The sequence below is a fragment of the Flavobacterium sp. CR10 genome (assembly GCF_055814415.1).
The window spans coordinates 995,568-1,020,664 of sequence record NZ_CP185985.1 but is presented as its reverse complement, the minus strand read 5'-3'; the positions used below and the strand labels follow the sequence as shown (position 1 = coordinate 1,020,664).

Below are 25,097 nucleotides of genomic sequence, written 5' to 3'. Positions count from 1 at the left end.
AAGTACTAAATAAATTAATCTTAGGTTTTAGCTTTAACGTTTCATGTTTTCAGTAAGTTTCCAAAGAAAACCATAAACCATAAACTATAAACTGTAAACTTTTTTATCTTTGCTAAAATTACTATAAAATAATGGCATCAGAAGAGAAATCACTCAATTTTATTGAACAAATCATAGAGGAAGACGTAAAATCAGGTCTTTCAAATACTAAACTTCGCTTTCGTTTTCCACCAGAACCTAATGGATATTTACACATTGGACACGCGAGTTCTATTGCGTTAAATTTTGGTTTAGGAATTGATTATCAATCTCCTGTGAATTTACGTTTTGATGATACAAATCCTGAGAAAGAAGAACAGGAATTTGTTGATGCTATTAAAAAAGATGTAGAATGGCTAGGTTATAAATGGGCTGAAGAATGTTATGCATCAGATTATTTCCAACAATTGTACGATTGGGCAGTTTTATTAATTAAAAAAGATAAAGCATATGTTGACAGTCAGACTTCTGAAGAAATGGCGATCCAAAAAGGAACTCCAACAACTCCAGGAACTGATAGTCCGTACAGAAATCGTTCTGTTGAAGAAAACTTGGATTTATTCGAAAGAATGAAAAATGGTGAATTTGAGGCTGGTACACACATTCTTCGTGCAAAAATTGATATGAAATCGACCAATATGTTGATGCGTGATCCTATCATGTATAGAATTTTACACAAACATCACCATAGAACAGGAGATGCTTGGAAAATCTATCCAATGTACGATTGGGCACACGGTCAAAGTGATTATTTAGAGCAAATTTCACATTCATTCTGTACACTAGAATTCTTGCCTCACCGTGAATTATATGATTGGTTTTTAGATCAAATTTTTGATGAAAATAAATTGCGTCCAAAACAAAGAGAATTTGCAAGACGTAACTTATCACATACTGTTGTTAGTAAAAGAAAATTACAGCAACTAGTTAAAGAAAAGCATGTTAACGGTTGGGATGATCCAAGAATGTCGACTATTTCTGGATTAAGAAGACGTGGTTATACAGCTGCTTCTTTACGTAATTTTGCCAATACAATTGGTATTGCAAAACGTGATAATTTAATAAATGTATCGGTTTTAGAATTCTGTATTCGTGAAGATTTGAACAAAATTGCACCTCGTGTAATGGCTGTTTTAGATCCTGTAAAATTGGTAATTACCAATTATCCAGAAGGAAAAGAAGAGTGGTTGGAAGCTGAAAATAATCAGGAAGATGAAAGTGCAGGTTTCAGAAAAGTGCCTTTTTCTCGTGAATTATACATAGAAAGAGAAGACTTTTTAGAAGAAGCTCCAGCTAAATTTTTCCGTTTGACGTTAGGAAAAGAAGTTCGTCTTAAAAATGCTTATATCATTAAAGGTGAATCTGTTATAAAAGATGAAAATGGAAATATAACAGAAATTCATGTTACTTATGATACTGATTCTTTAAGCGGTAGCGGGACAGAAGCAAGCCAAAGAAAAGTATCTGGAACCTTACATTGGGTTTCAATTCAACATGCATTAGAAGCTGAAGTTCGTTTATACGATCGTTTGTTTACAGATGAAGCTCCAGACAGTTATAAAGAGAAAAATTTCTTAGATTTTGTGAATCCAAATTCATTGGAAATTGTGACTGGATTTGTTGAACCAAGTTTATCAACAGCTCAAAATGAAGATAAATTCCAGTTTCAACGTTTAGGATATTTTACTGTTGATAAAGACTCAACTGCTTCAAAATTAGTATTTAACAAAACAGTTGGATTGAAAGATGCTTGGGAAGAAAAAGGTAAAAAAGAAGAAAACAGCATCAATAATTCTTTGAAAGATATCAACAAATATTTTAAAGTTGAGACTAAACCAGAAAGAATTGCAATTGAAAGTGCAATAGGGGAGAATATTAAAAACATTTCTAGTTTTTCACTTTTACAGAATTCTTTAAAGAAGAATATCAACAATAATAAGGCTTCGCTGTTGTTTTCTCAGTTTATTTTGAAATATTCGAACTGGAAATCAGCTGATTTTGAAGAAGATGATATTAAGAAATTATATTCAATGTCTTTAAAAAGTGAATCGACTTATGTAAGATCAAAAGCACTTTTAAATTTAAGAGATATTGAAAGTGAAAGTTTCAAAAATCAATTTGATGATGAAATTTTGAAATTATATTCAAATCCACCAAAAAATGCTTCAGAAAGAGAAATTGAAATTCTTTCTGAAATGGTAAAGAAGTAATATCAACTAAATTTATGAAAAGCGCTTTTATAAGCGCTTTTTTTTATTATATAGAATAACTATTGAAAATAATAATTTTATAGTTTTTAAAAATTAAAATTGACTTTCATAAATTGATTTTAATAGAAAATAAAAAAATGTCGGATAAGGAATTCATTTTTTAAATTTTTGTCTAGCTAGAAGCTTTATTTTGATTTTTGTCTTTTTTAGCTCCTAATTTTTCGCATCAAACTTTATAATATAGTTTTAATTGATATAATTTATGTATTTAATTATATGTATTTATTATTTATAAAATCTATAATATTTATAATTTTAATTTATTTTTTGAATTAAAAATGACTTTCATAAATTGTCTTTAAGCTAATATAAAAAATGGTTGAATATAGAAGACCTTTTTTTGTTTTCTATTCCTTAAAATTCTTTATTTCAATTTTTCTCTTTTTTAGTTCAAGTTTTCTTCTCAAAAAAATAAAATTAAAGTTTTTTCTTATTTTTTAAATTTTTGACTTCAATTTTTGTAATTATAAGTTTTGATGATTATTATAAATTAAAATTTAGATTTTGACTATTATTTATAAAACTGACCATAGAATTTAAAACAATAGTTTTTTATTATTTTTTAAGTCCTTGACTTTAATTTTGTACCTATAACTTTTTATTATTATTTTATTAAAATTTTAGTTTTTAATTATTATTTGTAAAAATGATTATAAGTATAAAAATAATAGTTTTTATATATTAATTTTAACCTTCATAAATTGATTTTAAGACGTTTTTTAAAGTGAATTGATAGATAACTCATTTTTTGAATTATTGTTTGTTTAAAGCCTTTATTTTAATTTTTACTGTTATTTTAGTCAGTTTAACGGCTTGTTAACACACAATTGTTTATAAAGTTGCTATTTTTAACTCAATACCAAAAGTCAGAGATGATTTTTGTAAAAAATTAAAATTTGCCGTAAAGAATCTAAGTTGAAAATTTATTGTTTTTAGAAACTCGTAATTTTTATTACAGTGGATTTTCAAAACTGATTTCCCAAAAAGACAATTTTATGTTCTCATTTTTATTATGATGCAATTTTGATAATATTTCCCGTAAAAAGATATTTTTCAAATTGTATTGTAATAACAAAATTCCATAATGTTGAATTTGAGTGAAAGTTTAGTTTTTAAATTTCAATTCTGACAATTTTTAATTTAAATCTAATTTATCATGAAAATTTTATATTTCGCAGTAGCACTATTATTTGCAAACGTAGCAATTTCACAAACACATCAAATTACAAAACACAATGGAGAACAGCTTGATGTAAATTTTATTAAAAACGAAAATGGTTTTGTTTATTATTCTTTAAATGGAAGTTCTGAAGAAATCAAAATTAGCAAACATGCTGTTTCATCAATTACAAACAAGCAAACAAAACAAACTCAGAAAATTTCTGATAAAATAGTAGTTGATTCTAAAGACGATTACAAAATGGTAACTGTTCTTCCACAAGAAAAAACAATAGGACTGAAACAGGCAGCTAGTTTTACAGGAGTCTCAACAAGGACAAAAGGTGAACCGCCAATTGCAAATCAGAAACAGACTGCTATGAGAATCAAATCTAAATCGGCTTCAAATGGTTATCCTTTTGTTAGCATTGTCGAAAAAGCAGATGGTAAGTACGAAGCTGTGGCTTATGTGTATTAATAAGATTGTTAATTTTTTGTAAATTACAAATAATCAAAGTTTTATCATTTTAAAAAAGAGTATCTTTATTAATAATTTTAAATTGTAACTATCATGTCTAAGAATTTAAATACAGCAGCAGCAATTTTAGCTGCAGCAGCTGCAGGAGCGGCGATCGGAATTTTATTTGCACCTGATAAAGGATCTAAAACTCGAGCAAAAATTAAAGAAGGTTTAGATGATGCAAGGCATAATTTGAAAGATTCTTTTGATGCAAGTTCAGAAGTTTTACGTGAAAAGTTTGCTCACGCAAAGAAAAACTTAGACGGAACGTATGAAGATTTACTTTCGAATATGAGTTACAAAACAGAAGAAGTGATCACTTTTTTAGAAAGTAAACTTGCTGAACTAAAAGCACATAACGCTAAACTTCAGAAATAATATTTTTATATAGCACATTACTTGCTTATTTTTATAAGACAGTTTTGTGCTTTTTTATTTAAAAAATAGAATTTATGGCTTTTGAAGAATTAAAAGAAAATACTGAAAAAGTTCAAGATCAGGCTAAAGAATATATTGAAAGTCATTTAGCTTATTATAAACTTTGGGGTTTTAAGGTTGCAATGAAATCAACAACTTTAATCTTCAAATTTACTTTGATTTTATTATGTTTCAGTATGGTTATGATTTTTGGATCTTTTGCCGCAGCGTATGCTTTTGGTTCTTTATTTGAAAGTAATGCTCTCGGATTTTTGACAGTAGGAGGGATCTATTTGGTGCTGACTATTTTACTTTTCTTTGTAAAAGATAAAGTAGTAGAAGGGCCAATCTTGGAGAAATTTTCAGAAATCTTTTTTAATGATTAATTATGGAAAGAAAAAAATACTCTTCGTATGCTGAGATTGAAAGAGATCTGGAAATTTTGAAATTAGAAAAAGAAATCAATTATCAGAAATTGATTTTAAGTTTTCAGAAAACCAAAGAAAGCATTACTCCGCAAAATATTGTAAATGGTTTTATTTCATCTTACACAGGTTATGTCAAAAAATCATTTCCAGAAATTTTGCAATCCGTTTTACCATTTATCATCAGTTGGTTTATAAATAGAAAAAGAGGCGATTAAGCCTCTTTTTTATTTTTAATTAGTTTGTCAATTATTGTTGAACATCTGGTTGAATGTCATCTTCATAACCAGATTGTTTTGGTGTTTGTTTTGGTTTTTCAATTTTTTTAGTGTTCTTTTTCATCATTTCTCCAACTTGGTTAGAAGCTGTAAAGGAAGCCACCATATTGTTTAACATGTCACTTCCAGCTTGAGGCGAATTTGGTAAAAGAATTAAGTTTGAATTTGCATCAGAACCAATTGATTGTAAAGTATCGTAATGCTGTGTTACTACAATTAAGGCAGAAGCTTCTTGAGAATTAATTCCAACTTTGTTTAAAACTTCAACACTTTCTACAAGACCTCTTGCAATTTCACGACGCTGGTCTGCAATACCTTGTCCTTGTAAACGTTTACTTTCTGCTTCGGCTTTTGCTTTTGCAACGATTCTAATTCTTGAACTTTCTGCTTCAAATTCTGCAGCCGTTTTTTCTCTATCAGCAGCATTGATTCTGTTCATTGCATTTTTTACTTGAATGTCCGGATCAATATCAGTAACCAAAGTATTGATGATATCATATCCGTATGCAGACATTGCTTCGTTCAATTCGCGTTTTACTGCAACTGCAATATCATCTTTTCTTTCAAAAACATCATCCAATTTTAGTTTCGGAACTTCGGCACGAACCACATCAAATACATAAGAAGTAATCTGATCGTGTGGATATTCTAGTTTATAAAATGCTTCGTAAACTTTATCTTGAATCACTTTGAACTGAACTGAAACTTTCATTTTGATGAAAACGTTGTCTCTAGTTTTAGTTTCGATGATAACATCTAGTTGCTGAATTTTAAGATTTACTCTTCCGGCCAATCTATCTACCATCGGAATTTTAAGTTGTAATCCTGAATTTCTAACACTCTGAAATTTTCCAAATCGTTCGATAATCACAGACGATTGCTGTTTTACAGTAAAAAAAGACGACATGAAAATGAAGAATGCCAATACTAAAAAGATAATAAATGCTGTACTCATGGTTATGTAATTTATATTTATGATTCTGGTAAATTACGAAAATTCTTCTAAATTAAATTTTTTAAGCATTAAAAAAACGCTAAGAACATTTTGAAGATGTTACTTAGCGTTTACTTTTTTAAATCATTAAAGTCATTAAGATAATTAAGTCAAAACTTTGTCAAGACAATTAAGCTTTATGAACTTAAAAAACTTTCCTTTTTTTACCATTAAGTTGGGCTTAATTTTCTTAATATCTTAATGGTAAAATTTTTTATAGAGTAACTATCGCTTTCTGAATTCTAGAAATAGTTTCTTCTTTTCCAATGATTTCAACAATGTCAAAAAGGTGAGGACCTTTAAGAGCTCCAACCAAACTTAAACGGAAAGGTTGCATTACTTTCCCCATTCCGATTTCGTTTTTGGTTAACCAATCTTTTACAATTGCTTCGATATTTGCAGAAGTAAAATCTTCAATATTTTCTAAAACAGAAATCAATTCCTGCATTAAAGTTGGAGTTTCTTCTTTCCAGTTTTTGCTTGCTTTTTCATCGTATGATGTTGGAGCCTGGAAAAAGAAATCTGTCAAATCCCAAAATTCAGAAACAAAGTTTGCTCTTTCTTTAATTAAAGAAACAATACGAGTTGTCACTTCGAGCGGAGTCGAGAAGCCTTTTTCTTCTAAAATAGGAGAGAAGGTTTTCGCTAAATCTGCATCATTTTGTTTTACTAAATATTGGTGGTTAAACCATTTGTTTTTTTCTGGATCAAATTTAGCTCCAGCTTTGTGAACTCTATTCAAGTCAAAAGATTGAGCTAATTCTTCTAAAGAAAATAATTCTTTATCAGTTCCGTCATTCCATCCTAAAAGAGCAAGGAAGTTTACAACTGCTTCCGGGAAAAATCCTTTTTCTCTATAACCAGATGAAACACCTTCTTCTGTTTTCCATTCTAGCGGAAATACTGGAAATCCCATTTTGTCTCCATCTCTTTTTGATAATTTACCATTTCCAACTGGTTTTAAAATCAAAGGTAAATGTGCAAATTCTGGAGCTTCCCAACCAAATGCTTTGTATAATAAAACGTGAAGTGGCATCGATGGCAACCATTCTTCACCACGAATTACATGTGAAGTTTCCATCAAATGATCATCGACAATATTAGCTAAATGATATGTTGGCATTCCGTCACTTTTGAAAAGAACTTTATCATCCAAAAGATTCGTTTCAAACTTCACATCTCCACGAATGATGTCTTTCAAATGTAAAGTTTCATCAACAGGAGTTTTAAAACGGATCACGTAATGTTCTCCATTTGCAATTCTTTTAGCCGTTTCTTCTGCAGAAATTACTAAAGAAGTATCTAATTTTTCACGATTGTGATGATTGTAAATAAATGTTTTTCCTTCAGCTTCGTGTTGTTTTCTATGTGCATCCAAAGCTTCAGGAGTATCAAAAGCGTAATATGCCCAACCAGAATTGATCAATTGATCGGCATATTGCTGGTATAAATCCTTACGTTCGCTTTGTCTGTACGGACCAAATTTTTCATTTTTTCCAACCGTTTCTTCAGGAGCAATTCCTAACCATTCAAGAGCTTCCATAATGTAAGCTTCTGCACCTGGAACAAAACGAGTTTGATCTGTATCTTCAATTCTCAGATAAAAAACACCATTATGTTTCTTTGCAAATAAATAATTAAATAGGGCAGTACGAACTCCGCCAATATGTAACGGTCCAGTCGGACTTGGTGCAAAACGCACACGAACTTGCTTTGACATTTGTTTAAAATTTTGTTGCAAAGATACGTTTTATGATTTTAGATTTCAGAATGTTGATTTTAGATTTTAAAATCTTAGAACCTTAGTGTCTTAGTAACTTAGAATCTAAAAAAGGTATTATTATAATTACTACTTTTATAGGTTATAATTAAAACAGATTTATTTTGAAAACATCATCTACAATATATCAAAAGTTAGAAGCTTTCATTAAGAAATATTATACCAACGAATTGATAAAAGGGATATTACTTTTTACTGGTTTTGGGTTATTGTATTTTCTATTTACGCTTTTTGTAGAGTATTTTCTTTGGCTAAAACCTATAGGAAGAACGTTTCTATTTTGGATATTTATTGCAGTTGAAGTTTTCCTTTTGGTACGTTTAATTCTGTTTCCATTGTTTAAATTATTTAAACTTCAAAAGGGAATTGATTATACTCAAGCTTCAAAAATTATTGGAAATCATTTCACAGAAGTAAGCGATAAGCTGACTAACTTTTTGCAATTGTCATCTGAAAATAATGCTGAAAGTTCGGAGTTAGTTTTAGCTTCAATTGAACAAAAAGCAAATTCTTTGCAACCAATTCCATTTGGAAATGCAATTAATTTTAAAGCAAATAAAAAATATTTGCCATTAGCTTTAGTTCCAATTTTGCTTTTTGCTGTGTTTTATATTTCTGGAAATAGCAATATCATTTCTCAAAGTTTGAATAGAGTAGTGCATTTCAATTCAGCATTTTTGCCACCAGCTCCATTTAAATTTGTGGTTTTGAATTCTAATTTGCAAGCAGAACAAAACAAAGATTTCGTGATCAAAATGGAATCTGTTGGAAACGTAGTTCCAGAAAATGTTATGATTCATATTGGTAACGAAAGTTATTTTATGGAATCTTCTCAACCTGGAAAGTTTGAATTTAAAATTGAAAAACCTTCTGAAAATATTCAATTTTCTTTTGAAGGAAATTCGGTTGTTTCAGAAGAATATGAATTGAAAGTGATCACAGTTCCATCGATTGCAAACTTCGAAATGGTTTTAAATTTTCCTTCTTATCTAAAGAAAAAATCAGAGACAATTCAAGGAACAGGAAACGCAATTGTACCTGAAGGAACAACTGTAACTTGGAAAATGAACACCAAATCTACACAAGAAGTAGTATGGAAAAGAGATAATGAAGTATTTAAGTTCAATAAGGCCGATAATGAGTTTAAATTGGCTAAAAATATTAGTCAAAATACCGAATATCAAATACTTACGTCGAATAATAAGGTTAAAAACTACGAAAAACTAGATTATCAACTGTCTGTGATCAAAGATCAGTTTCCAACCATCAATGTAGGTCCTGCGCCAGACAGTTTGAAGCTTGATAAAAACTATATTCTAGGAAGATTGGGTGATGATTACGGACTTTCGAAATTACAAATTGTGTACTACGAACGTAACAAACCTCAATCTGCTAAGCGTGGAAACATTCCTGTGAAGGCTGGAGTATTTGATCAGTTTGTTTTTAATTTTCCAAGCAATCTTCCAGTAGAAGAAGGAGTTTCATACGAATACTATTTTGAAGTTTTTGATAACGATGCACCACACGGATTTAAGAGTACAAAGTCTTCTACATTTTCAGATCGTGTAGCTACTACAGATGAAATTCAAGATCAGGAATTACAGCAGCAAAATCAAAACATCAATAGTTTATCTAAATCTTTGAAGAACCAAACGAAGCAAATTTCTGAAATGGATAAGCTTCAAAATACAGGAAAAGAAAAAGACAATTTAGAGTTTAAAGATCAGCAGAAGATCAATGATTTTATCAAACGTCAGAAGCAACAAGACGAAATGATGAAACAGTTTTCTGAGAAAATGAATCAGAATCTTGACAAGTTTAAAGATGATAAGAAAGATAAAACTGCTGAAGATTTACAAAAGCGTTTAGATAATGCTCAGAAAGATTTAGAAAAGAATCAGAAATTATTAGACGAATTAAAGAACTTAAATGATAAATTAAACAGTGAAGAACTGTTTGATAAGATGGAAAAGTTCAAACAAATCAGTAAAAATCAATCTCGTAATTTAGAACAATTGGTTGAGTTAACCAAACGTTTTTATGTTTCAAAGAAAGCAGAACAAGTTGCAGAGAAACTAAATAAACTGTCAGAACAACAGGAACAGTTATCTAATAAAGAGAAAGAAAATACGAAAGAGAAGCAGGATGAAATTAATAAATCTTTTGATAAGATTCAGGAAGATTTAAAAGACTTGAAAGAGGAGAATAAGACTTTAAAGAAACCTTTGGATATTCCGTCTGATGCTTCAAAAGAGAAAGATGTAGATAATGATTTGAATAAAGCTTCTGAAGAATTGAGTAAAAAGAATACATCTGGAGCTAAGCCAAAACAGAAAAGTGCTGCAAAGAAAATGAAGTCTATGGCTCAGGAAATGCAGAGCGAAATGGAAGGCGGAGAACAAGAACAATTAGAAGAAGATGTAGCAATGCTTCGTCAGATTCTTGATAATCTTTTGGCTTATTCTTTATCACAAGAAGATGTGATGAAACAGTTTAAAGCAATGAAATTAGGTTCGTCGACATTCACAAAAAACATCAAGATTCAGCAGAATTTGAAACAGCAGTTTAGACATGTAGACGATAGTTTGTTTGCACTTTCATTACGTAACCCAAAGGTAGCAGAAGACGTAACTAAAGAAATTGGAAACGTACAATACAACATGGACAAAGCAATTGAAACCTTAACCGATGTTCAAATCCCAAGAGGAGTTTCACACCAGCAATACGCGGTTTCATCTGCCAATAAGTTAGCTGATTTCTTAAGTGATTTATTGAATAACATGCAGATGTCTATGCCTAAACCTGGAACAGGAAAACCTAAACCTGGGGACGGACCAGGAATGCAATTGCCAGATATTATTCAGAAACAAAAAGGTCTTGCTGATAAAATGAAAGATGGAATGAAGTCTGGACAACAACATGGAGATAAACCTGGCGAAGGTAAAGATGGAAAGTCTGGACAAGGACAAAACGGACAGGGTAAAGATGGTCAGGGCAAGGAAGGGCAAGGAAATAAAAGTAACGATAAAGGTACTTCTGGTAAAGATGGAAAAAGTGGAAAAGGAGAGAAGAATGGTAATGAAGGAGAAGATGGAGAAGGCGACGCAGAAGCAATAATGGAAATATACAAAGAGCAAGTTAAGCTTCGTGAAGCACTTCAAAAAGAATTAGCGAAGAAAGGTTTAGATGCTCAAGGAAGATCTGTAATTGATCAGATGAAACAATCAGAGAAACAGATTTTAAATAAAGGATTTAAGAACGAGAACCTGCAACGTATATTAAATATTCAACAAGAATTATGGAAATTGAACAATGCAGTTCAGCAACAAGGTCAGGATACACAAAGACAATCTGAAACAAATAAGGCTGAGTTTACGAATCGTTCGAATGCTTTACCAAGTTCACTATTGGAATATTTAAACAGTGTGGAGATATTAAACAGACAATCACTACCTTTGCGCTCGAATTTTAATCAAAAAGTTCAAGAATACTTTAATACAAAATGATAAATTTTAATTACGAAACAGATTTTACTTTAGGAGACGAGCAGGCTTTTAGTGACTGGTTAAGTGCTGTAATTGTTTCTGAAAACAAGAATGAAGGAGAGATCAATTATATATTTTGTGACGATGAATATCTGCATAAAATCAATGTTGAATATCTAGATCATGATACTCTTACTGATATTATCAGTTTTGATTATACAGTTGGTAACGAGTTAAATGGCGATATTTTTGTTTCTGTAGAACGTGTTGCAGACAATGCAAAAGACTTCAATGTTTCATTTGCCGAAGAACTTAAAAGAGTGCTGTCTCATGGCATACTACATTACTGTGGATACAAAGATAAGACAGATGAAGATGCTCAATTAATGAGGGCTAAGGAAGAGGAGAAGATGAAGATGTTTCACGTGGAACAGTAGTAAACATCTTGAAAAAAGAATATATGTTCCACGTGAAACGTTTTTATTTTATAAAATTTTTATAACGTTCCACGTGAAACATATTAGAATAAAGTAAAAGAATTATACAACGTTCCACGTGGAACGTTGTATTAAAAATTCGAACAAGAGATTAAATCGTTCCACGTGGAACGATTTTTTAAGTTTTGAGTTTGAAATAAAAGGACAAGATGTTTCACGTGGAACATGATTTTAAAATGTTCTTTGGAAGTTTAGAATGGAAGTTTAGAATGGAAGTTCGGAATGGAAGTTCGGAATGGAAGTTTAGAAATGTTTCACGTGAAATATTTATTGTAAAGATTCTGTTTCGAAGTTCTGATTTGAAAGTTCTGATTTGAAAGTTCTGATTTGAAAGTTCTGATTTGAAAGTTTTGATTTGAAAGTTCTATTTGAAAGTTCTATTTGAAAGTTCTATTTGAAAGTTCTATTTGAAAGTTCTATTTGAAAGTTCTATTTGAAAGTTCTATTTGAAAGTTCTATTTGAAAGTTCTATTTGAAAGTTCTGATTTGAATGAAGTAAAAAGATGTTTCACGTGAAACATTTTTATTGATTTCTAGAATTTAAAGATTCCAGTTTACACGTTTCGGTTTGAACTTGAAACTTTAAACTTGAAACTTCAAACCTGAAGCAAAATAAAAAGTTCCACGTGGAACAAGAAAAATATAAAAGTAATTCTAGAAACCGCGTTAGCGGTTTTTGGAGAATAATAAAACAAAATGTTTTTAGAAGAATACGATGTTATTGTGGTTGGTGCAGGCCATGCTGGTTCTGAAGCTGCAGCTGCGGCTGCAAATTTGGGATCTAAAACTTTATTGGTTACAATGAGTTTGCAGAACATAGCACAGATGTCTTGTAATCCTGCAATGGGAGGAATTGCAAAAGGACAGATCGTTCGTGAAATTGATGCGCTTGGAGGATATTCAGGAATTGTTTCAGATCGTACGGCAATTCAGTTCAAGATGCTGAACAAATCCAAAGGACCTGCTATGTGGTCGCCGAGAGTTCAAAGTGACAGAATGCGTTTTGCAGAAGAATGGAGAATGATGTTGGAAGCAACTCCAAATCTTGATTTTTATCAAGAGATGGTAAAAGGGTTAATTATTGAAGACGGAAAGATAAAAGGAATTAGAACTTCACTTGGTGTGGAGATTCGTTCCAAATCTGTTGTTTTGACAAATGGTACTTTTTTGAATGGTTTGATTCATATCGGAGAAAAACAATTTGGTGGAGGTAGAGCAGGAGAAAGTGCTGCAACCGGAATTACCGAAGATTTGATCAAAGCAGGTTTTGAAGCTGGAAGAATGAAAACAGGAACGCCACCTCGAGTAGATGGACGTTCTTTAGATTATTCTAAAATGAACGAAGAAAAAGGAGATGCAAAGCCAGATAAGTTTTCTTATTCAGATGTGACTTCTCCGTTAACGCATCAGCGTTCTTGTTACATGACGTACACATCTTTAAATGTTCATGATATTTTGAGAGAAGGTTTTGATCGTTCTCCAATGTTCAACGGAAGAATCAAAAGTTTAGGACCAAGATATTGTCCTTCTATCGAAGATAAAATAAATCGTTTTGCAGATAAAGAGCGTCACCAATTATTTGTTGAACCAGAAGGATGGAATACTTGTGAAGTTTATGTAAACGGATTTTCAACGTCTCTTCCTGAAGATATTCAATTTAAAGCGCTTCGTTCTGTAGCAGGTTTTGAAAATGTAAAATTTTTTAGACCTGGTTATGCTATCGAGTATGATTTCTTTCCTCCGACACAATTGAAACATACTTTGGAAACGAAATTAGTGGAAGGTTTGTATTTCGCTGGACAGATCAACGGAACAACAGGATATGAAGAAGCAGCATCTCAAGGATTGATGGCTGGAATAAATGCACACTTGAAAGTGCACGAAAAAGATCCGTTGATTTTAAAACGTGATGAAGCGTATATCGGAGTTCTAATTGATGACTTAATTACGAAAGGAACGGAAGAACCATATCGTATGTTTACATCAAGAGCAGAATATAGAACATTGTTGCGTCAAGATAATGCCGATTTCAGATTGACTCCAATGTCATACGAAATTGGTTTAGCTTCTGAAGATCGTTTACGAAGAATGGAAAAGAAATTAAATGAATCTGAAAAGATGGTTCAATTTTTTAAAGAAACAAGTGTTACGATTGCAGAAACAAACCCGATTTTGGAAGCGAAAGAATCTGCACCGATTTCACAAGGAGATAAAATGTTTAAGATTTTCTCTCGTCCACAGATTGAATTGGAAGATATGTTGAAGTTTGAAAAAGTTTCAGCTTACATCGAAGAGAATAAACTTGATGAAGAGATTGTAGAGCAAGCGGTAATTCAGGTAAAATATTCTGGTTATATCGAAAAAGAAAGAAATAATGCAGATAAGTTGAATCGTTTGGAAGAAGTAAAAATTCCAGACAATTTCGATTATAACAAAATCAAATCAATGTCGATTGAAGCTAAACAGAAATTGAGTAAGATTCGTCCTGTAACTATTTCTCAAGCTTCGAGAATTAGCGGAGTATCACCGAGTGATATTTCTGTACTTTTGATTTATATGGGAAGATAAAAATAGTTTACAGTCGCAGTTTTCAGTGTCCAGTTTTACTGCGACTGTAAACTGCGACTGACTATAAATGTTCCACGTGAAACGATTTTTTTGGTTTTTATTTTCGAAATGCATTATAAATTTAAAATCTAAATTCAGAAATTTAAATTGATTCTGTTCCACGTGAAACCTTTTGTTAAAATTGAAATGATTTTTACACTTTTCAAATATCAAAACTTGATAAAAGAAGAGTTTTGCAATCATGTTGAATTATCAAATTTTGCAAGGATCAAATAGAAATAAAAGAAGAATAAAAAAAAACAAATCCTAAAAGCGATAAAATTTCGTTTTTGGGATTTGCTATAAATTAAACCCAATATCTATAAAATTAAAAAATGAACGTTTTAAACAAAAAACACTTTCTTACGGTAAAAGACCATTCTGTTTCAAAAGAAATTTTTGATTTGTATTACGATGAAGAATTAGATATGCTAATTACTTCTCCACAGCCTGAACTTCAAAATTTGGGTAAATATTACGAAAGCGAAGATTATATTTCGCATACAGACAATAAACGTTCGTTATTTGAAAAAGCCTATCATTTCGTAAAAAATATTGCGCTTAAGAATAAATTAAATTTAATTAATAGCCAGCAACCAAAAAAAGGAAAACTTTTGGATATTGGAGCTGGAACAGGCGATTTCCTTTTAACAGCAAAAAATGACGGTTGGGAAACAATTGGAGTTGAACCGAGCGATCGTGCTAAAAATATTGCTAAAGAAAAAGGAATTTCATTTGTAGAAGAAATTAGCGCTTTAGAAAGTAATTCTTTGGATGTAATTACCATGTGGCATGTTTTGGAACACGTTCCAAATCTAGAACATCAGATACAAGAATTAAAGCGTTTATTAAAACCAACTGGAACATTAATTGTTGCGGTTCCAAATTACAAATCGTTCGATGCGGGTCATTATGAAACTTTTTGGGCTGCTTATGATGTGCCAATTCATTTTTGGCATTTTTCAAAAAAATCAATCCAATTGCTTTTTGAAAGAGTAGATATGAAATTAGAAAAGATACTTCCAATGAAGTTCGATTCGTTTTATGTGAGCCTTTTATCAGAAAAATACAAAACAGGAAAGATGAATTACATCAAAGCATTTTTCATTGGTTTAAAATCAAACTGGAAGGCAAAAAGCTCAAAGGAATATTCTTCGCATATTTACGTTTTGAAAAATAAATAAAAATAAAAATCATTTAAAGCCGTTTTACCTCCAAAAGACAAGATGGCTTTTTTAGCTAATCCAAAACAAGACAAAAAACATCCAAAATATAGCGATAACATTGGTTTATGGCTATATTTTTTACTATAAATAAAAACAATATCATAAAATTTACGCATTTTTTAAACTTTATGTTGATGCTATTGATTTTTTTATATTTTTGTCTTCAATACTTAAAAAAATAGAATTATTAAAAATGAAAAAAGCATTAGTTATTATCGCACTTTCAGTTTTCGCAGTTTCTTGTAACAAAACAGCAGAGGTAAAGGAAGTAAAAACAGCTTACGTGGATACTTCGGTTTTGATGAAAGAATACACTGAGGCAAAAGATTTAGAGGCAAAGTACAAAGCTCAAGCGGAAGAAAAAGGGAGACAATTACAAGCTGAGATTTCACGTTTTAAACAAGACGCTGCTAATTTTCAAAGTCAAGCACAAGCAAACGGTCAAGCTTGGGCACAGCAAAGAGGTGCTGAATTGCAAAAAAGAGAGCAGCAATTAGGTTATGCACAACAAGCATTAGCTCAACAGTTACAACAAGAAAGTGGTGTTGAAATGGATTCTCTTGTTAGTGGAGTTAAAAAATTCATTAAAGATTACGGAAAGAAAAACGGTTACTCTTACATCTACGGAACAGGAGATGCTGCAACAATTTTGTATGCTGAAGAGAAATACGATATCACAAAAGAGATTATCAAAGCTTTAAATGATAAATACAAAGCAGAGCCAAAAGCAGATGCAAAACCAGCAGCTGAAACAAAAGAAGGCGAAGCAAAAAAATAAAAACTACCAAACTAACTAAATTACTGAAAACCTAAATCCACTAAGATTTAGGTTTTTTCTTTTTATAAAAATGCGGTAATTTTATTTCTTTAATACAAGCCCAATGCAGAACATTTCAGAAGCGGCAGCTTACACTTTACAATTCATCAATCAGACTCAAAAATCTATTTTCCTTACGGGAAAAGCAGGTACGGGAAAAACTACGCTTTTACGCGAAATTATCGCGACAACTCATAAAAATACTGTGGTCGTTGCACCAACGGGAATTGCGGCTTTGAATGCTGGAGGTGTAACCATTCATTCCATGTTTCAGCTTCCATTTTCTGCGTTTATTCCATCGTACGAAGCGAGCGCACAATTTACGGAAACGGTAAAGTTTGAAAATAAAGAATCGCTTCGACGCCATTTCAAAATGAATAACGTCAAGCGAAATGTAATCAAAAACATGGAGCTTCTGGTGATTGATGAAGTGAGTATGATGCGTGCTGATTTATTGGACGCTGTCGATTTCATGATGCAAACCGTTCGAAGAAACACGCAGCCTTTTGGAGGAGTCCAGGTTTTGTTTATTGGAGACTTGTTGCAATTGCCACCGGTAATTCGTGATGAAGAGTGGCGAACGCTGAAAAACTATTACCGCGGAAAATTCTTTTTCCATTCCCATGTTCTTCAAACGTATCCGCCAATTTACATCGAATTGTCAAAAATTTATCGTCAGACCGATGATGCTTTTATTTCGGTTTTGAATAATCTGCGAAATAATCAGATCACTCCAGAGGACATAGCTATTCTAAATCAGTATGTTAAGCCAGATTTTGACTTCAAAGAGAACAAAGGATACATCACGCTGACGACGCATAATGCCAAAGCAGATTCTATCAACTCACAGTCAATCAATGATTTAGATGGAAAAGAGTACATTTATACGCCATTTGTGGTGGGCGATTTTCCAGAAAAGATATTTCCTGTTGAAGAAGAATTGAAATTGAAAGTCGGCGCGCAAATCATGTTCGTCAAAAACGACTTGTCTTTTGAAAAAAGATATTTCAACGGAAAGATGGGCGTAATCAAATCGCTTTCTGATGAAGAAATCTTTGTTCACTTTCCAGAAGAGAACATGACGCTAGAAGTTGAAAAGTACGAATGGAAAAATATCCGCTACAAAGTCAACGAACAAACCAAAGATATTGAAGAAGAAGTTTTAGGGACTTTTGCGCATTATCCGATCAAGCTGGCGTGGGCGATTACGGTGCACAAAAGCCAAGGTTTAACTTTTGACAAAGCAGCGCTCGATGTATCGCAAGTTTTTCTGCCCGGACAAGCCTATGTAGCACTTTCGCGTTTACGTTCCTTAAATGGGCTTATTTTGCTTTCTCCGATGCAGATGAATGGTATTTCCAACGATCAAGATGTGATGGATTACGCTTTAAACAGAGCAACGGAAGAAACTTTGGAGAAGGCACTTCACTTCGAAACTAAAAATTTTATTCATAACTATTTGGTTAACAGTTTTAATTGGGGAGAATTGGCACAAGAATGGCGAAATCATCGTTTCAGTTATAACGAAAATGCGGCAGGTTCCGAAAAAACGAAACATGCAGTTTGGGCTCACAAACGAATGGAAATTATGGAACAGCTTTTAGATCCTTCGCAGAAATTCATTGCGCAACTCAATAAAATCTTCATCAAAGAAACAGTTGATCTGTTTTTTGTAAAAGAAAGGGTAGATGCGGCCTATGATTATTTTTTCAAACAAATGGATAAGTTGGTCGATGATCTGATTTATAAAATGGCTGAAATTCAAAAATTTAAAAAAGTTAAAGAGTTCTATGAAGAGCTTAATTTTTTAGAAGATCTTCAGACCAAAGCGGTTTTGCGACTGATGAAAGCCAAGTTATTGATTGAAGTTGTTGTGGCCGGTGAAGAAATCAGTAAAGAAAAGCTTTCGTCGCCAAACATTAAAAATTACAAAACGAACAAAGCGGAAAGGATTAGGGAAGAGCTTAAAACGACAAATACAGACATTTTCAGGACAGAAGAACCCGTTGTTCGATACAAATCAGCTAAAGCAGAAAAAAGTGAGCTTAAAACGGCTAAAAAAACGACAGTCGAAGAAACGTATGATTTGTGGATGGATAAAAATTCGGTTGAAGATATTGCAAGAATGCGTAAATTGAATGTTCAAACTATCGAAGGGCATTTGATAAGACTTATTCAAGCGAAGAAAATTGAAATAACTGATGTTTTGCCTTATGATAAAATTCTAGCTTTGAGAGAAGCTTTTCAGTTTTATCAGGAAGAATCTTTGAGTCCTTTGAAAGAAAAATATGGAGATGAATTTACATGGGACGAATTGAAAATGTTTAAAGCGAGCATAAATTGATTTTTTGGAACGTCCTACGTGAAACAGTGTTTTCTGTTTTTCAAAATTCTAATTACTAATGCATTAAATTATTTCTTACATGAAAATATTTAAATTATTGCTAACAATTTTGGTGTTTAATTCTTCGTTTTTGATTGCCCAAGATTTGAAACCAGAATATCAAAAGTTCATTGCGAAATTAATTCTCGAAGTAAAAAATGGCGATAAAGAAGCAATTGTAAAACGGATAAAATTTCCGTTCAATCGTGAATATCCAATTCCGTCGGTGAAAGACAAGGCAGATTTTATAAAAAGATATAATCAGATTTTTGATAAAGTTTTGATTGAAAAAATTGTAAAATCGAATCCAGCAAAAGATTGGTCTGAAATGGGCTGGCGAGGAATTATGCTCAATCAAGGTGATTTATGGATCGATACTGATGGAAGAATCATCAGTATAAATTATCAGTCTGAGGAAGAATTGAAACTGAAAAAATCATTAATAGCAAAACAGAAGAATAACGTAAATTCTTCACTATCAAATTTTAAAGAACCTGTTGCAGTTCTTGAAACTTCTAAGTTCAGAATTAGAATTGATGATTTAGGAAATGATAATTATCGATATGCCTCTTGGTCCATCAAACAGGAAATGACTGACACTCCAGATCTTGTAATCGAAAAGGGAGTTTTTGTTGCAGATGGAACGGGAGGAAACCATTACTTCGATTTTAAAAAAGGCAATTTCAAATACAGATGCTATTTTATTGTTTTGGGACAAAAAGATTCGCCGCCAGCAGTGTTGACAGTTTATCAGTCTGGAAAAGAAATTCTATCTCAAGACGCCAAAATTGTTTCACAATAAACATTAGAAAAGCATAATTCATTTTGAATTATGCTTTTTGCTTATATAGCTGACATCGCTTTTTCTAGCTCTTTTTCCTGTGTAATCTGAGTAAGTTTCAGTTTCTGAATATTGACTTCATTTTCTTTGGTTTTAATTCTCTGTTTTTGAATTTCTTCTTCAGAAATAGAAGAGGTAGTTATTTTGTTTTCAATTTTCTGATTTACTATTTCTAGTTTTTCAATTTTATCTTTAGTCGATTTTAGATTCTTTTCGACCTTGGTGAGATTTTTCTTTTTGGCTTCCAGTTCCTTCTTTTCTTTTTGCAGCTGATCAAGTTTGTCGTCGAGTTTTTTATAATTTTCTTTTAAACTTTTTTGCGTTTCAAGATCAGCTTTTTGACGTTCTATTTCTTGTGCAGTGTTAGAAATTTGTTGAGCAAAGAAAGATTGTGAACTCAGTAAGAATAAGAAAATTAATGTTTTAAGAAATTTGTCCATGATTTTTTTTTGAGGCTAATATATCTGAAGAATTGATTATAGATGGCCAGTCAAATTTTTTAAAGTAACAGAATAGGACAAAAAAATCCCGTTCTTTTGAAACGGGATTTATGTGTTCTAGAGATTTTCGACTAGAATCCAGGCTTGTGGATTTTCGCCTTTTTGTATTTCTTTTTGAGCTTGTTCTGCTTCTTTCATAGTAGCATAACTTCCGTACAAAACAGGGAATAGGCCATGTTTGTTTTCTTTCAGCATTCTCGCTTTGTATCCATCTTTAATAAGTTGGTTGTAAGCTTTTTTTGCATTTGCTTCACTTCTGAAAGCACCAGCCATAATGTGATATGGCATTGTTGTTTCAACAGTTTCAACTTTAGCAGAATCAACAGAAAGAGTCACAGCTGGAAGTGGACTTTTGATAAAGAAAGTAGCTTCTTGAATTTTGTTCTGTACTTTTTTCTGAACAGCTTGTTCTACAACAAGTGTTTGGTTGTCAATTTGATTTTGATATAATGGGTAACCAATGCTTCCTGTAATTCCAAGTCCCAGAACTAGAATTGCCGCATAACGCAAGAACGGGTTTGAAGATTTGGTTTCTTCTTCGTTTTCGTATATTAAAACAGCATCTTTTTCTTTTGCTGCAATTTTTTCGATTTTTTTCTCAAAAGCCTCTTTTTTCACCATCGGAGAAACGAAAGGACTTAATCCAAAAGAAGTTGCCAGATAATTGGTTTGATCGTTTGGCTTGAAAATAATATTGCTTTCAGAATTTAAACGCAGTTCTCCAATGTTCTTTAAAAGAATTACTCCTTCTTCTTCCAATGTTTTTTTCCAGTTCAAAACCTCAAAAGCAATTGCGCTTACTGCAAAACCGTATGAGGTTTTTTCTGCTTGTGCAATATGATTTGCCAACAATCCGTCATTGTTTTTGATGCGGCTGTTGAAAGAAATGGTTTTTTTTGGAGGAAAAAACGAATTAGTGCTTTCATTTAGCTGCGCCGAATGTGTTTCGGTTAAAAATGCACCAAATCCTGGAACCGTTACACACTGATAACGATACAATAACTGTGAGATATATACTTCGATTTTCATGTTAACAAAGTTAGCCAACGCGTATAGTTATCAAAATTTTATTCACAATTTTTATTAACAATTCAGAATTATTTTTAGACAATTCGTTTTCAATTAATTAGGCTAACGATTCTGCGTTTTAAAAAATGTATCGATAATTTATTTTTTAAATTTATTAAGAAATTACTTTGTTTTGTAGATATTTGCCCCTCAAAAAAAGTAGATTTATTTTTTCTATTTTACATAATGTTAAAAACAATGAGCGATCAGGAATTATTTAGTTTACTTGCCTTATTAAAGGTTGATGGAGTGGGAGATATAATGGGCAAGAAATTGCTTAATTCGTTTGCCGATGCTTCTGCCATTTTTAAAGCTAAAAATTCTGAGTTGGCGGCTGTTGACGGAATAGGATCTGTTTTGATAAAGAATCTTAAGGATAAAACTATTTTCGAAAAAGCTGACAAAGAACTGTCATTTATAAAAAACAATAATATTCAGATTTCTTTTTTTCAGGATGAAAATTATCCAGAAAGGCTTAAACATTGCTTTGATGCTCCAATTCTAATTTTTACCGCGGGTAATCTTGATTTCAACAAAAAAAGATTAATCAGTATTGTTGGAACCAGACAGATTACTTCTTACGGAATTGATTTTTGTAAAAAACTCATAGAAGATTTAGCTCCATTAGATCCTGTTATCGTTAGTGGTTTTGCTTATGGAGTTGATATTGTGGCACATCAGGCAGCGATGGATCATAACTTGCAAACTGTTGGGGTTTTGGCTCATGGACTGAATCAGATTTATCCGCGCACGCATAAAAAGTACATGGCAAAAATGGAAGAGAACGGTGGATTTATTACGGAGTTTTGGAGCGATTCTAATCCTGATAAAGAGAAGTTTGTGCGTCGAAATCGCATCGTCGCGGGAATGACAGAAGCAACAATTGTCATTGAATCTGCGGATAAAGGCGGATCATTAATTACGGCCAATATGGCGAACGAATACAATCGAGATGTTTTTGCCGTGCCGGGAAGAGTGACCGACAAATACAGCCAAGGTTGTAATAATTTGATTAAAACGCAGAAAGCAAATCTATTAACAAGCGCCGCAGATTTAATTTATATGCTGAATTGGGATATAAAAGAAAAACCGAAAAATATTCAGAAACAGCTTTTTATAGAATTAGAACCCGAAGAACAAAAGATCTACGATTTTCTTCAAAAGAATGGTAAAGAATTATTAGACATCATTGCAATTGAATGCGAAATTCCGATTTTCAAGCTTTCTGGATTTTTGTTAGGAATGGAGTTAAAAGGCGTTATTAGACCGCTTCCTGGAAAACTTTTTGAATCAATTTAACGCAGAAAATCCTATATTTTATTTTCTTGTGAAATGTTTGTACAATCGATATAAAATATAAATCGCCAATAAGCCGAAAACTATATTTAGGATTTGAAATACATACGGCGGAACATTATAATCTTCAATATACTTGTCCATCTTTTTGTTTTTAAATGATTAATATACTTGAAGTTACAAAAAAACAATTACAATCAATGTTAAAAGAAAAACGCTGATCAATTTTAAAATGATCAGCGTTTCTTTAAAAGATAGTTTTCTAATTATTTCTCAAATCCTAAAACTTCTCTAACTTTTGCTAAAACGCCATCAGCAATTAAAGAAGCTTTTGCTGCTCCTTTTTTCAATAAAGCGTCAACTTCTTCAAGATTGTTGATATAGTAATTGTATTTTTCTCTCTCTGTTTTAAATTTCTCAGTAATCAATTCAAACAAAGCTTGTTTTGCATGGCCGTAACCATAATTTCCGCCTAAATAATTTGCTCTCATTTGTGCAATTTGTTCATCGTTTGCTAATAAAGAATAAATAGCAAAAGCATTACAAGTATCTGGATTTTTTGGCGCTTCAAGTGGAGTACTGTCAGTTTCAATACTCATTACTTGTTTGCGTAAAGTTTTGTCGTCCAAGAATATGTTGATAATATTATTAGCAGATTTACTCATTTTTCCTCCATTTGTTCCAGGAATCAGCATAATGTTTTCCTGAATTTTTGCTTCAGGAAGAACAAATGTTTCACCCATTTGGTGGTTAAAACGAGCCGCAACATCGCGTGTAATTTCTAAATGCTGCAACTGATCTTTTCCAACGGGAACAAATTCGGCGTCATATAATAAAATATCAGCCGCCATTAACATTGGGTATGTAAAAAGTCCAGCATTAACATCATCCAAACGATCTGCTTTATCTTTAAAAGAATGTGCCAAAGTCAACCTTTGAAACGGGAAAAAACAGCTTAAGTACCAAGTCAATTCAGTAGTTTGAACCACATCAGATTGTCTATAAAATGTAACTTTTTCAGGATTTAAACCACAAGCAAGCCAAGCTGCGGCAGTGCTATAAGTGTTTTCTCTTAAAGTCTTTCCATCTTTAATCTGAGTGATTGAATGCAAATCGGCAATAAACAAATAAGATTCATTTGCTGGATCATTTGATAATTCGATTGCCGGAATAATTGCTCCTAATAAATTTCCTAAATGCGGTGTTCCTGTACTTTGAACACCAGTAAGTATTTTTGCCATTCTCGTTTTTTTCTTAATTGCAAAGTTCGTGAAGTTTTTTATAACCGCAAAGCACACAAAGATTTTACGCAAAGCACGCAAACATTTTTATTATGTTTTTTCAAAGATTTAAATGTGCTGCCACAGATTAAAAAAATCTTCACAGATTGTTTAAAATCCATTTAATCATTTAAATCTGTGGCTATGAATTTGCGGCCCTTGCGTAAAATCTTTGCGTGCTTTGCGGTTAAATAATCAGTGATATAAATTCTTGCTTAAAATTCATTTCTGTTTTCTTACATTTGAAGCTATGAAAATATTTAAAATTGCTTTTTGGATTCTTTGGAGAGTTTGGTTTTATGTCTTGATGGCGATCCCAATACTGATTATGTTGCCTTTTCTGGTCATTTCTATTCTTTCTGAGAAAGGATATCCATATTTCTTTAAAATGGCTCGCATTTGGGCTAAATTTATCCTTTTCGGAATGGGTTTCTATTATACAGTAAAACGCGAACAGAAGCTCATTAAAGGGAAAAGTTATATGATTGTGGCTAATCATACGTCAATGACTGATATTATGCTGATGCTGGCACTTGTAAAAAATCCGTTTGTTTTTGTTGGAAAGAAGGAACTCGTGAAGATTCCACTTTTTGGTTTCTTTTATAAGCGAACTTGTATTTTGGTTGACAGAAGTTCTTCTAAAAGCAAAAATGAAGTTTTTAAAAGAGCGCAAAATCGTCTTAACCAAGGTTTGAGTATTTGTATTTTTCCAGAAGGTGGAGTTCCAGATGACGAAAGCATTTTGCTGGATGAGTTTAAAGATGGCGCATTCAGATTGGCAATAGATCATCAGATTCCGATTGTGCCGATTGTTTTTCCGGACAATAAAGAGCGTTTTTCATATACTTTTATGAGCGGAAGTCCTGGTAAAATGCGAGCTCGAATTTTACCGTTTGTAGAAACAAAAGGTTTGACAAGCGATCATAGAAAAGAGTTGAGAGATCAAGTTAGAATGTTAATATACAATGGTTTAATTGATTTTCAAAAGTCATAAGGCGGACTAACATTATGTAAAATACAAAAGCCGGAAGATTAATTAAATCTTCCGGCTTTTCTTTGAATTAAAAACCCCCTATTTTTATTCAAAAGTTATTATCTGTGAATTATCTTTTCTGAAATAAAACGCAATACTTTCTTAAACTTCAATTTGGTTTTTCTTCGGTTTTTATTGTACAACAATTCTATTTTTTCTTTCATGATTAAAAATATTAATGGT

Annotated in this window: 19 protein-coding genes; 14 read left to right on the top strand and 5 right to left on the bottom strand. The window is 32.0% G+C overall.

The genetic code is table 11. The annotated features are described in order from the left end of the window. Positions 1-131 precede the first annotated feature (131 nt). The 5 genes from ACNRYB_RS04635 (at position 132) to ACNRYB_RS04615 (ending at position 5,047) form a co-directional block, all read left to right on the top strand. Positions 132-2,249: a glutamine--tRNA ligase/YqeY domain fusion protein gene (locus tag ACNRYB_RS04635; RefSeq protein ID WP_473729375.1), complete on the top strand. Its 2,118-nt coding sequence runs from the start codon at positions 132-134 to the stop codon at positions 2,247-2,249. 1,216 nt (positions 2,250-3,465) lie between these two features. Continuing rightward, positions 3,466-3,945 carry a hypothetical protein gene (locus ACNRYB_RS04630; RefSeq protein ID WP_091129193.1) on the top strand — a complete coding sequence of 160 codons (480 nt, stop codon included), beginning with the start codon at positions 3,466-3,468 and terminating at the stop codon, positions 3,943-3,945. Positions 3,946-4,038: 93 nt separating this feature from the next. Then, entirely contained in the window at positions 4,039-4,365 is a 327-nt protein-coding gene (locus ACNRYB_RS04625) for a YtxH domain-containing protein (protein ID WP_008465774.1), read from the top strand. Positions 4,366-4,439: 74 nt separating this feature from the next. After that, positions 4,440-4,790 (top strand): competence protein, encoded by a 351-nt coding sequence (locus ACNRYB_RS04620; RefSeq protein WP_091129197.1) that lies wholly within the window; start codon positions 4,440-4,442, stop codon positions 4,788-4,790. A gap of 2 nt (positions 4,791-4,792) precedes the next feature. Beyond that, positions 4,793-5,047: a DUF6327 family protein gene (locus ACNRYB_RS04615; protein WP_473729374.1), complete on the top strand. Its 255-nt coding sequence runs from the start codon at positions 4,793-4,795 to the stop codon at positions 5,045-5,047. A 31-nt stretch (positions 5,048-5,078) separates the two neighbouring features. Here ACNRYB_RS04615 and ACNRYB_RS04610 read toward each other — a convergent pair whose 3' ends face one another. Both ACNRYB_RS04610 and gltX read right to left on the bottom strand, forming a co-directional pair. Further along, positions 5,079-6,062, bottom strand: coding sequence for an SPFH domain-containing protein (locus tag ACNRYB_RS04610; RefSeq protein ID WP_473729373.1), 984 nt, complete (start codon positions 6,060-6,062; stop codon positions 5,079-5,081). A gap of 253 nt (positions 6,063-6,315) precedes the next feature. After that, positions 6,316-7,821, bottom strand: coding sequence for a glutamate--tRNA ligase (gene gltX, locus ACNRYB_RS04605; protein ID WP_473729372.1), 1,506 nt, complete (start codon positions 7,819-7,821; stop codon positions 6,316-6,318). Between the two features lie 164 nt (positions 7,822-7,985). Here gltX and ACNRYB_RS04600 point away from each other — a divergent pair, with 164 nt between their 5' ends. The 7 genes from ACNRYB_RS04600 to ACNRYB_RS04570 all read left to right on the top strand — a co-directional run bounded on the left by ACNRYB_RS04600 (position 7,986) and on the right by ACNRYB_RS04570 (position 19,698). Further along, the gene (locus ACNRYB_RS04600) at positions 7,986-11,387 is read left to right on the top strand and encodes a hypothetical protein (RefSeq protein WP_473729371.1); all 3,402 of its coding nucleotides are present in this window, start codon (positions 7,986-7,988) and stop codon (positions 11,385-11,387) included. After that, positions 11,384-11,803, top strand: coding sequence for an rRNA maturation RNase YbeY (gene ybeY, locus ACNRYB_RS04595; protein ID WP_091490075.1), 420 nt, complete (start codon positions 11,384-11,386; stop codon positions 11,801-11,803). The genes ACNRYB_RS04600 and ybeY overlap by 4 nt, the downstream gene beginning before the upstream one ends. Before the next feature lie 756 nt (positions 11,804-12,559). Beyond that, complete coding sequence (mnmG, locus tag ACNRYB_RS04590; RefSeq protein ID WP_473729370.1) at positions 12,560-14,431, top strand: tRNA uridine-5-carboxymethylaminomethyl(34) synthesis enzyme MnmG; 1,872 nt, start codon at positions 12,560-12,562, stop codon at positions 14,429-14,431. Between the two features lie 374 nt (positions 14,432-14,805). Next, complete coding sequence (locus tag ACNRYB_RS04585; protein WP_263523723.1) at positions 14,806-15,654, top strand: class I SAM-dependent methyltransferase; 849 nt, start codon at positions 14,806-14,808, stop codon at positions 15,652-15,654. A 235-nt stretch (positions 15,655-15,889) separates the two neighbouring features. Next, positions 15,890-16,474, top strand: a complete 585-nt coding sequence (locus ACNRYB_RS04580) for an OmpH/Skp family outer membrane protein (protein WP_066033199.1) — start codon at positions 15,890-15,892, stop codon at positions 16,472-16,474. A 103-nt stretch (positions 16,475-16,577) separates the two neighbouring features. After that, positions 16,578-18,857, top strand: a complete 2,280-nt coding sequence (locus ACNRYB_RS04575) for a helix-turn-helix domain-containing protein (RefSeq protein WP_473729369.1) — start codon at positions 16,578-16,580, stop codon at positions 18,855-18,857. Positions 18,858-18,936: 79 nt separating this feature from the next. Further along, positions 18,937-19,698 carry a hypothetical protein gene (locus ACNRYB_RS04570; RefSeq protein ID WP_473729368.1) on the top strand — a complete coding sequence of 254 codons (762 nt, stop codon included), beginning with the start codon at positions 18,937-18,939 and terminating at the stop codon, positions 19,696-19,698. A gap of 41 nt (positions 19,699-19,739) precedes the next feature. Here ACNRYB_RS04570 and ACNRYB_RS04565 read toward each other — a convergent pair whose 3' ends face one another. Beyond that, positions 19,740-20,177 carry a hypothetical protein gene (locus ACNRYB_RS04565; protein ID WP_473729367.1) on the bottom strand — a complete coding sequence of 146 codons (438 nt, stop codon included), beginning with the start codon at positions 20,175-20,177 and terminating at the stop codon, positions 19,740-19,742. A gap of 117 nt (positions 20,178-20,294) precedes the next feature. Beyond that, a complete protein-coding gene (locus tag ACNRYB_RS04560; RefSeq protein ID WP_473729366.1) occupies positions 20,295-21,266 on the bottom strand; it encodes an HU domain-containing protein in 972 nt (323 codons plus the stop codon). A 237-nt stretch (positions 21,267-21,503) separates the two neighbouring features. On the opposite strand from ACNRYB_RS04560, the gene dprA reads away from it, so the two are divergent. Next, entirely contained in the window at positions 21,504-22,604 is a 1,101-nt protein-coding gene (gene dprA, locus ACNRYB_RS04555) for a DNA-processing protein DprA (RefSeq protein ID WP_473729365.1), read from the top strand. A 263-nt stretch (positions 22,605-22,867) separates the two neighbouring features. Here dprA and trpS read toward each other — a convergent pair whose 3' ends face one another. Next, the gene (gene trpS, locus ACNRYB_RS04550) at positions 22,868-23,842 is read right to left on the bottom strand and encodes a tryptophan--tRNA ligase (protein ID WP_473729364.1); all 975 of its coding nucleotides are present in this window, start codon (positions 23,840-23,842) and stop codon (positions 22,868-22,870) included. Positions 23,843-24,131: 289 nt separating this feature from the next. Here trpS and ACNRYB_RS04545 point away from each other — a divergent pair, with 289 nt between their 5' ends. Next, the gene (locus ACNRYB_RS04545; RefSeq protein WP_473729363.1) at positions 24,132-24,875 is read left to right on the top strand and encodes a lysophospholipid acyltransferase family protein; all 744 of its coding nucleotides are present in this window, start codon (positions 24,132-24,134) and stop codon (positions 24,873-24,875) included. Positions 24,876-25,097 lie beyond the last annotated feature (222 nt).

What these genes read in the sequence shown, in the direction of transcription:
- ACNRYB_RS04635 (WP_473729375.1), top strand. Translation starts at nt 132, where the DNA reads ATGGCATCAGAAGAGAAATCACTCAATTTTATTGAACAAATCATAGAG.
- ACNRYB_RS04620 (WP_091129197.1), top strand. Translation starts at nt 4,440, where the DNA reads ATGGCTTTTGAAGAATTAAAAGAAAATACTGAAAAAGTTCAAGATCAG.
- ACNRYB_RS04560 (WP_473729366.1), bottom strand. Translation starts at nt 21,266, where the DNA reads ATGAAAATCGAAGTATATATCTCACAGTTATTGTATCGTTATCAGTGT.
- ACNRYB_RS04625 (WP_008465774.1), top strand. Translation starts at nt 4,039, where the DNA reads ATGTCTAAGAATTTAAATACAGCAGCAGCAATTTTAGCTGCAGCAGCT.
- ACNRYB_RS04615 (WP_473729374.1), top strand. Translation starts at nt 4,793, where the DNA reads ATGGAAAGAAAAAAATACTCTTCGTATGCTGAGATTGAAAGAGATCTG.
- ACNRYB_RS04580 (WP_066033199.1), top strand. Translation starts at nt 15,890, where the DNA reads ATGAAAAAAGCATTAGTTATTATCGCACTTTCAGTTTTCGCAGTTTCT.
- ACNRYB_RS04610 (WP_473729373.1), bottom strand. Translation starts at nt 6,062, where the DNA reads ATGAGTACAGCATTTATTATCTTTTTAGTATTGGCATTCTTCATTTTC.
- ACNRYB_RS04575 (WP_473729369.1), top strand. Translation starts at nt 16,578, where the DNA reads ATGCAGAACATTTCAGAAGCGGCAGCTTACACTTTACAATTCATCAAT.
- dprA (WP_473729365.1), top strand. Translation starts at nt 21,504, where the DNA reads ATGAGCGATCAGGAATTATTTAGTTTACTTGCCTTATTAAAGGTTGAT.
- trpS (WP_473729364.1), bottom strand. Translation starts at nt 23,842, where the DNA reads ATGGCAAAAATACTTACTGGTGTTCAAAGTACAGGAACACCGCATTTA.
- ACNRYB_RS04585 (WP_263523723.1), top strand. Translation starts at nt 14,806, where the DNA reads ATGAACGTTTTAAACAAAAAACACTTTCTTACGGTAAAAGACCATTCT.
- ACNRYB_RS04630 (WP_091129193.1), top strand. Translation starts at nt 3,466, where the DNA reads ATGAAAATTTTATATTTCGCAGTAGCACTATTATTTGCAAACGTAGCA.
- ACNRYB_RS04570 (WP_473729368.1), top strand. Translation starts at nt 18,937, where the DNA reads ATGAAAATATTTAAATTATTGCTAACAATTTTGGTGTTTAATTCTTCG.
- ybeY (WP_091490075.1), top strand. Translation starts at nt 11,384, where the DNA reads ATGATAAATTTTAATTACGAAACAGATTTTACTTTAGGAGACGAGCAG.
- gltX (WP_473729372.1), bottom strand. Translation starts at nt 7,821, where the DNA reads ATGTCAAAGCAAGTTCGTGTGCGTTTTGCACCAAGTCCGACTGGACCG.
- ACNRYB_RS04545 (WP_473729363.1), top strand. Translation starts at nt 24,132, where the DNA reads ATGAAAATATTTAAAATTGCTTTTTGGATTCTTTGGAGAGTTTGGTTT.
- mnmG (WP_473729370.1), top strand. Translation starts at nt 12,560, where the DNA reads ATGTTTTTAGAAGAATACGATGTTATTGTGGTTGGTGCAGGCCATGCT.
- ACNRYB_RS04565 (WP_473729367.1), bottom strand. Translation starts at nt 20,177, where the DNA reads ATGGACAAATTTCTTAAAACATTAATTTTCTTATTCTTACTGAGTTCA.